The 7,205-nt window shown below is 72.1% G+C and carries 7 protein-coding genes; 5 read left to right on the forward strand and 2 right to left on the reverse strand.

Annotation, left to right across the window (positions count from 1 at the left end; translation table 11 throughout):
• Positions 1-25: 25 nt before the first annotated feature.
• Positions 26-2,017, reverse strand: coding sequence for a hypothetical protein (locus AC13HU_RS27550; protein WP_483044657.1), 1,992 nt, complete (start codon positions 2,015-2,017; stop codon positions 26-28).
• Positions 2,018-3,228: 1,211 nt separating this feature from the next.
• A complete protein-coding gene (locus tag AC13HU_RS27555) occupies positions 3,229-3,960 on the reverse strand; it encodes a GntR family transcriptional regulator (RefSeq protein WP_483044658.1) in 732 nt (243 codons plus the stop codon).
• A 137-nt stretch (positions 3,961-4,097) separates the two neighbouring features.
• On the opposite strand from AC13HU_RS27555, the gene AC13HU_RS27560 reads away from it, so the two are divergent.
• From AC13HU_RS27560 to AC13HU_RS27580, 5 genes are all read left to right on the forward strand, one after another.
• Positions 4,098-4,385, forward strand: coding sequence for a hypothetical protein (locus AC13HU_RS27560; RefSeq protein ID WP_483044659.1), 288 nt, complete (start codon positions 4,098-4,100; stop codon positions 4,383-4,385).
• Between the two features lie 128 nt (positions 4,386-4,513).
• Complete coding sequence (locus AC13HU_RS27565; RefSeq protein WP_483044660.1) at positions 4,514-5,167, forward strand: WhiB family transcriptional regulator; 654 nt, start codon at positions 4,514-4,516, stop codon at positions 5,165-5,167.
• Positions 5,164-5,544 carry a hypothetical protein gene (locus AC13HU_RS27570; protein WP_483044661.1) on the forward strand — a complete coding sequence of 127 codons (381 nt, stop codon included), beginning with the start codon at positions 5,164-5,166 and terminating at the stop codon, positions 5,542-5,544. The genes AC13HU_RS27565 and AC13HU_RS27570 overlap by 4 nt, the downstream gene beginning before the upstream one ends.
• Positions 5,541-6,362, forward strand: coding sequence for a hypothetical protein (locus AC13HU_RS27575; protein ID WP_483044662.1), 822 nt, complete (start codon positions 5,541-5,543; stop codon positions 6,360-6,362). Before AC13HU_RS27570 ends, AC13HU_RS27575 begins: the two co-directional genes overlap by 4 nt.
• Positions 6,363-6,434: 72 nt before the next feature.
• A complete protein-coding gene (locus AC13HU_RS27580) occupies positions 6,435-7,064 on the forward strand; it encodes a hypothetical protein (protein WP_483044663.1) in 630 nt (209 codons plus the stop codon).
• The last annotated feature ends 141 nt before the right edge of the window (positions 7,065-7,205 follow it).

The raw sequence follows: 7,205 nt of genomic DNA on the forward strand, positions 1-7,205 counted from the left end.
CGCGCACGCGGTGCGCGGACGCGGGTCAGGTGGCTGTGCCAGCCTCGGCGAAACGTAGGTGGCGGGCTTCACGGACCCTGCGGAGCTGCCGCCGGCGGTCGCAGGTGGAGCACAGGCGCGATGCGGGGGCAGCGGCAGTGCTCTGGCGCGAGCATCCGGAATTTGCACACGCCCACCGGATTGGACCGGCCCCCTGGTCCTGGCCCTGATCTTCTGGCAACCGCCCCGCGCCCGGGCCGTCGGGGACGGGGGCGCTGGCCCAGGTTGAAGCCGTCTGGTGGGCCGCAAGGCGGGCGGCGAGGTCCTGCACCAGCGGGCCGGCGCCGCGCCGGGCGGCGTCCCGGGCTGCCGTGCGCGCCGCCTCGGACACCTCGCGCCTGGCCTGATCGACGGCCTGTGGGTTGCCCGGGCAGCGGACGGCGGCCGCGGCGGCTGCCCGGTTCTGCGATGCGTCGAGGTCCTGGCGGTGGTCGCACTGACCGCACTGCCCGCTCTGCCCGAGGTAGGCGGACCGCCCGCAGCACGGGCAGGCGCGCATCCCGGCCTCCCTGACGGACATGGCTGAGGTGCACCAGTCGCACCTGGCGGTGTGCGCCGACGGGGCGCCCGTGGTGGTGTGGACGCCGCACGTTCCGCACAGCGTGATGGTCGGCAGTTGGGACAACAGCCAGGCGAGCGGGTCGCGGATCACCCCCCGGTCATCGGCCGGTCCCTCCAGGCTCATCAGGGCGAACCGGGCGTTCAGGCGCTCCGCCAGGTCCTCGGGTGAGACGTTGCGCAGAACGACGTCCACCGCGCGAAGTGCCACGGCACGCTGGCCCGGCGGCAGGGAATCCACGAGCCGACGTACCGGTCGCAGCGCGATCCGCTGCCGCCTGCGCAGGCCGATCGTGTCCGCACCCGGCCGGTTTGTGAGGGGTCCTTCGGCCTTTGCGTCGTGGGGGCTGAGAAGTTCCTTCTCCGCGCGAAGCGCGTCGGGCCCGGCCCCGTCCGCTCCCGCCTCGGCCTGATGACGATCAGGCGAAGCGGTCGTCGCGCCCCCGCGCGCGCCACCGGCATCGGTGGGCACCCCGTACGCGGCTTCGCCGGAGACCAAGAACTCACCAGCACCCATACCTCTTTGAGCAACCACCTGGGCGTGGTGGGTGTGGAGGTCTGCCGCAGCGTCGCGCTCTGGGATCTCCTCGCTCTCGACAACCGCATCCGGTGTGACCTGGTGCTCTTTGTCGAGTTCGGCGCGCTGATCGCTGTCTGCCGCAGCAGCGTGGTCTGCAATCTGGGGACGGGCCTCGTGCGGAGGACTCGCCGGTGACCTGTGCGCGGCTGCGACCGCCGGGATGCGGATCTCCCCTCGCCCCGCCAATCCGGACCCGGTGGACCGACGCTCAAGCACGACAACGCCGGCGTGCTGAAGCCGGGCCAGGATCCGCGCCCCCTGATACGCGCTCGCCCCGAGCAGACGCGCCACGGTCGTTGCCGGGCGTCCGACGCGGGTGTCGACAGCTCCGCCGCACAGCCGCACCCGTCCGCTGGGCCGGGCATCGAGCACGATCAGCAGCAGGGCCAGCCGATCGGTCGCGGCTCCGCGCCCGGTTCGCTCGGCGAGCAGTCCGGCAGGCGTACGGCTTCCGTCCCGGTGCAACCAGCCCGGAGCGAACAGCTTCTCCACCAAGCGCAGCAGGGTCGCCAGCTCGGCCCGGGTCAGGGCGAGCGGGTCCCTGCCCGCCACCGACGCCGCAGTGAGTCCGGGCACCGTGCACGTCAGACCGACGACCACACCGCGGACCCGCTGCTCGCAGGTTTTCATCGCTCCTGCGCCGCGCAGTTCGGCGAGGGCCTTGTCGACCGTGGAACAGCCGACCCCCAGCCACCGCGCGAGTTCGGGGACGCGGGTCGTGGTGACGCAGCCGTCGGCATGCCGGGCCTTCGCCGCGGTGACGATGCGCAGCAGCCGGGCGGTGTCGGAGAGATGGGGGGCGAGCAGCGCGTGGACCGCGGCGCGGAGCCGCTGACGCATACGCCGTCCCAATTGCAGGGGAGCCGTGGCCGAGGCGTCGGCTACGAGGCCGCCCGGCAACGCGACGAGGTCGGGCCGGGGCGGCGGGACGAACGCACGCGTGGTCGCGGTGTTACTGGGCAGGGCTGCGCTGGGCACACTTCTCCTGGCACAACGGCCCCGTGAGCCGGGTCCGTTGCGCTGGGTCTCGGCAGCCCGGCGGATCGCCGGCGAGCTGCTGGCTTGTCAGTGAGGGTGCGTTCCTTCGACGCGGTCGCCTGCGGGTGTCAGCCCATACAGGTGCGCGTGAGCCGAGTCGTGTGACACGCGGTCGGGACTTTTCCGGCCGGCCATCCACAAGGGCGGGTGCGTGAAGAGACGCGACGGAGCGCGGAAGGCAGCCGCAGCCCTGTGACCAGGAGGACAAGGGGGTACTTCGAGCGGGCGTAGCCCTCTTGTCCGCAGCCGGTCACGGGCGGCGGGAACCCTCGCGGACGGGGCAGCGCCCGCCGGACCGGTGGGCGCGGCCAACTGCGGGCGGTCGTGGGTCCGACAGGCCGCCGCCGGGGGCCCAACGGGTCACAGATGGGTGACACGAGGCCGAAATTGGGGGCGTCGGCAGCAGCCCAAGCTGACAAGAGGCCGTGTGGTACTGCAAGATGTACTCCGTTCCGCTCCGGCGATCCCGCAAAGACGCACCGGAGGAGGGACTGGCCCCCCTCCGGGGGGCAAGCTGCTGGTAGGCAGTGACGCCAGGCCGTCAGGTCTGGCCCTCGCTCAAGGGGAGCCGCAAACTCCCGCTGGGCGGTGACGAGCCGGTCAGGGAGCCGCAAACTCCCGAGGCCGACAGATGAACGGGCGAGGAGTGGCCTCGTCAGAGGCGCCCGCCCTGGGTATCAGCTACGACATCTCCGCCCCCTCCGAGGGGTGCCCGGGCCGTCGGCCCCACGCCTCGCCCAGCTGCGCAGCAGACGCCGGAGGCGTATGGGCAGCGGGCTCATGGCGTGTTCGCGCACGGTTGCAGAAACGACGATGCGCCATGCGCCGAAAGACCCCCCGTACTCGATCCTCGACCGCCCCGGCAGAAGGCTCGGGACCGGCGATCGCGCGCCGATCGCGCCGCTGACAGGGCGTAGGTGTTCACGGACTGATCGAAATCAGTCGGAGTTCACTCTATCCTCAACGGTCCTGTTAGTGGACAGCTGATTGAGGGCTGGCAAGTCGAGCCTTCTTCAAGAACCGGGCTCTTCAGGGTCAAATATCCCAGACCCGCCCGCTCTTGACATGAACACCCTGTCGGTGCGCACGGCTGTGACCGCGAACACGACCGGGCGCTGCCCGTGCAGCGCGGTCCGCTCGACGACGTGCACCGGCGCGGGCGCCGACCGCAACAGCCGCTCCTCGTCCGGGAGGGCCGACCGGGCCGACCAGCGACCGAGGAATCCGGTTTCGCCAAGGCCCCGCTCGGCCAGCGCTCCGGCCTCGTCGACCGGCGTCGCGACGCCGAGCACCCGTACCTCGTCGGCGACCCACCGCGGGATGAACAAGGTCTGCGCCGCCCATGGCGCACCGGAGTGTGACAGCGCGGTACGCCGTGCCAAGACCTGCGCGCCGGCCTCCAGGTCGAGCGCGTGGCTGACGTGCTCCGGAGCTTGCAGGGTCTCGACGTGCAACTCGTCGGCGCTGCCGCCCCCGACCGTTGGCCGTACGTGCGCGTCGCGGTCCCAGGTGATCTCGAGCGGCGGGGCGGGCGCGAGCACCACGCTCCCCTTGCGCGGAATGACCTCCACCAAGCCCTCTGCGGCGAGCACCTTCAGGGCCTGGGCCACGGTGTTGTAGGCGACGCCGTACCGCTCTGCGAGCTCGCGCTGGCCCGGGAGGAACTCTCCGGCGGCGAAGGTGCCGCCGAGGATGTCCCGGCGCAGGGCGGCGGCGGTGCGCTCGTAAGGGGCTGGGGTCGGCATGGGCACATCTTGCCGTACCCGCCAGCGCTCTTCTCCCATGTGCTCCTCGACTCCCTTGACGTGATCGGCGGTCGCGTGCATTCTATGACTCATCTGAAGCAAGTCAGTTGATTCAGGTGGGATCAAGGAGAACTCGCATGGACGCCCGCCGCACCTCCGTCGCCGTTGCCGTCGCCATCTCCATCGCCCTGGGGACCAGCGCGTGCAGCAAGACCGGCACCAAGGCCGAGCAGCCCTACATGGACGCGCCCAAGTCCGGCCAGATCGACAAGAAACCGATGGACATCATCGAGATGTCCGACGGCTTCTCCAACGTCGGCGCGAAGTGCCACGGCGCGGACGGCATCTACGTGCTCTTCCACAACAACGACAAGTACGGCGCCATGTCCGTCGTCCCGAACGACCCGAACTGCGGCGGCCGCTGAACAGCTGCGTGCCCCCACACCCGTCGGCGCCGGTCTCACGGAAGGACGGCCTCCAGGGCTCCACCCCCGGAGGCCGTCGGGATCGCGCCGTCCCCTCCCTCTCAAGCCTTCGCAGGAGATGACGACGCATGACCAGCATCATGGCAGGCAGCCCGCCCGCCACCGCCCAACGGCCCGCATCGGATGATCGAGCCGAGGAAACCCGCATCGCTCGGTTCCTCGCCCAGGCCGACCCGGTCGACGCGCTCGCCGCCGGCGGCTACCTCGCCGGCCGCGACGGCAACCTCGTCGCCCGCGAGCTGCGCGCCCCCCAGCTGCGCCGAGCCCTCAGGCTCTCCGTCTGCAGCGCTGCCGACGTCGACGACTTCTACCGCGGCGACGCCGAGTCGGAAGACGACTGGCGCCGGCGGCGCGCGGCGACCACCCGGGCCAACTGCGCCCGGTGCCCGGTCCGCGCCGCCTGCGCCGAGCTCGCCCTCCGGCAGGAGGACGCCCACGGGGTCCGCGGCGGCTTGACCGAGGACAGGCTCCGGGTCCGCCTGGCGGCCGAGCACGACCGCCTGCTCGCCGCACGGGCCGAGGACACCCGTATCCAGCGGGCCCGGAGCGCGCGGATTCAAGCTGCGCTGGACGTCCAGAGCCTGGCCGCCCAGTACATGGGCAACTCCATCCCCCGGACCCGGCGGGAGGCGAACAACGCCGCGGTCCAGGCGGCCGTCCGGCGTCGCGACGACCTGGTGGCCGCCCACCGCGGCAACACCGGCTGGACGCAGGCGGCATGAAGATCCGACTTCTGACACGCCACACCGTCCAGCAGTTGCTGCGCACCGCCGCCCACGCTCGCCACGAGGCCCGCCGAGCCCGTCGAGACCTGGCTCGTGCGCGCGCGTCCCAGCGCGCCCTGGTGGCCCACCTGGCCCGACGCGACGACGTGCGCCTCCTGCTCGTCCCGGTCCCAACCGCCGAAGCCGCACCCCAGCCCGAGGCCGCGGCGCTGGCCGTACTGCTGTTGACCCTGTGGGGCCAGGCCACCGCGGAGCGGGACGCCTTCCGCCAGTGGGTCACCGAGGACCCCGATCCCATCGCCCTGGAGCACCAGATGCTGCTGGCACGTGCCGCCCAGGCCGCCGGCGCCGCAGCCGCCAAGGACACCCCGTGAACCTCGACGACATCCTTCCCCGCACCGGCCCGCCTCTGGCTCACCTGCTGACCGGTTGGCAGTTCATCGCCGGCGCCGCCGTACTCGCGCTCGGCCCCACCCTCACCCTGCGCCGCCACCGCGCCGCCCAAGCTGCCCTCGGCGAACAGGAACGCGCCGCCGCAGCCGAACGCCGCGGGCGCCGACTGGAAGACCAGCTCACCATGCTGGTCGCCGCGGCCGCCGCCTCGCTGTCGGCGACCGGCCTGCGACGTGTCGGCCATCGCGAGATGGCACTGAACGATCCGTTCGATCTCCTGCCGTTCGTCGCCCTCGACATCGCCACGCTCGTCTGCGGTCGCCGCGCCCGCCGCCGCGCCCGCACCGGCGAGGGACCCGGACTGTCCGGCGCGCTGTTCTGGATCCTCGCTGGAACCAGCGCCTGCTTCTCCGCCACCGAAGCCGCCTCCCTTGTTGGGGCCGCGGTCCGCGCGGTGTGGCCGGTGCTCGCCGCGGTCCTGTGGGAGCTCGGCTCCCTAGAGGAACGCCGCGCCGCCCGGTCCAAGCCGGGCCGCCCAGACCGACGACTGGCTCTGGTCCGTCTCCTTCACCCTGCCGAGGCCGTCCGCGTCGCCCTGGTCCTGGCCGCGCGCCAAGACCTCGGCCAGGACGAGGCCACCGCGGAGGTCCGCGTCTCCCGTGCCGCCGGCCGCCTGTACCGGCTCCGCCGTGTCCAAGAGGCTGGCAAGCGGGCCGGCAGAACGACCCGATGGGCATACCGCCTCCTCGAAGCACGAGCCGACGCCCGGGCCCAGAACGCCAGCGAACGGGCCCGGTGAGCCGAGCGAACCGTTCTGGAACAGGTCGTCGCCAGACTGCAACTGCGCGTCCGCCAGGCCGAGCTGGCCGGTATGAACCTGCGCACCGGCACCGCGTTCGAAGCCGTCCTCAGCACCCTCATCGGCACGCAGGCCCCCGTTCCAACCCATACCGGCACCCCCCATACCGACCAGCACACCACCCCCCACAGCGCGGAGAAGGACCAGGCCGAAGCCGGTATGGGTCCCGCCGGTGAGCTGGAGACGGCACGCTGCCAGAACAGGACCGGCTCCGGCAGCGCACCGGCTTACGCGAGCCCCGTCAAGGACGGAACGCGGGTGCAGAGCGACGAACAGGTCATGGAAGCCTTCGTCCGCCTCATCCCACGACGCCCCGACGGCCGACTCGACTGGGGGATCAACAAGTGCGCGGCCGCCATCGGCATCGGCACGCCCCGGGCCAAGAAGTTCCACGAGACCCAGGACGAGTGGCTCCCGGGAGCCATCGCTCGCCACGGCACCGCTCCCGGTCCCCACCCGGCCAAACACGACCCGCAGCATGGCCCCGGCCAGGCCGTCCTGCAGCCGGAACTCCACGAACGGTCGCTGCCCGACCTGGCGCCCGCCGATCTCGCCGGCGGTCCCGCAGGCATCGCGATCAGCGACTACCAGCAGCATCCCGGCACCGGACTGCTCGTCCCCGTCGGCGCCGCCCACACATGACCTTCTCCCTACGGCGAACCCAGCCGCTTCCAGGAGCCATCGTGTCCCCGACCTCGAACACCTCCGCACTCTCCTTCGACGAGCACGTCAACACGGTGCTCGACCTCATCGCCGACGACCGACCGCCCGCCCCCGCCGTAC

This window comes from Streptomyces sp. NH27, assembly GCF_056859195.1.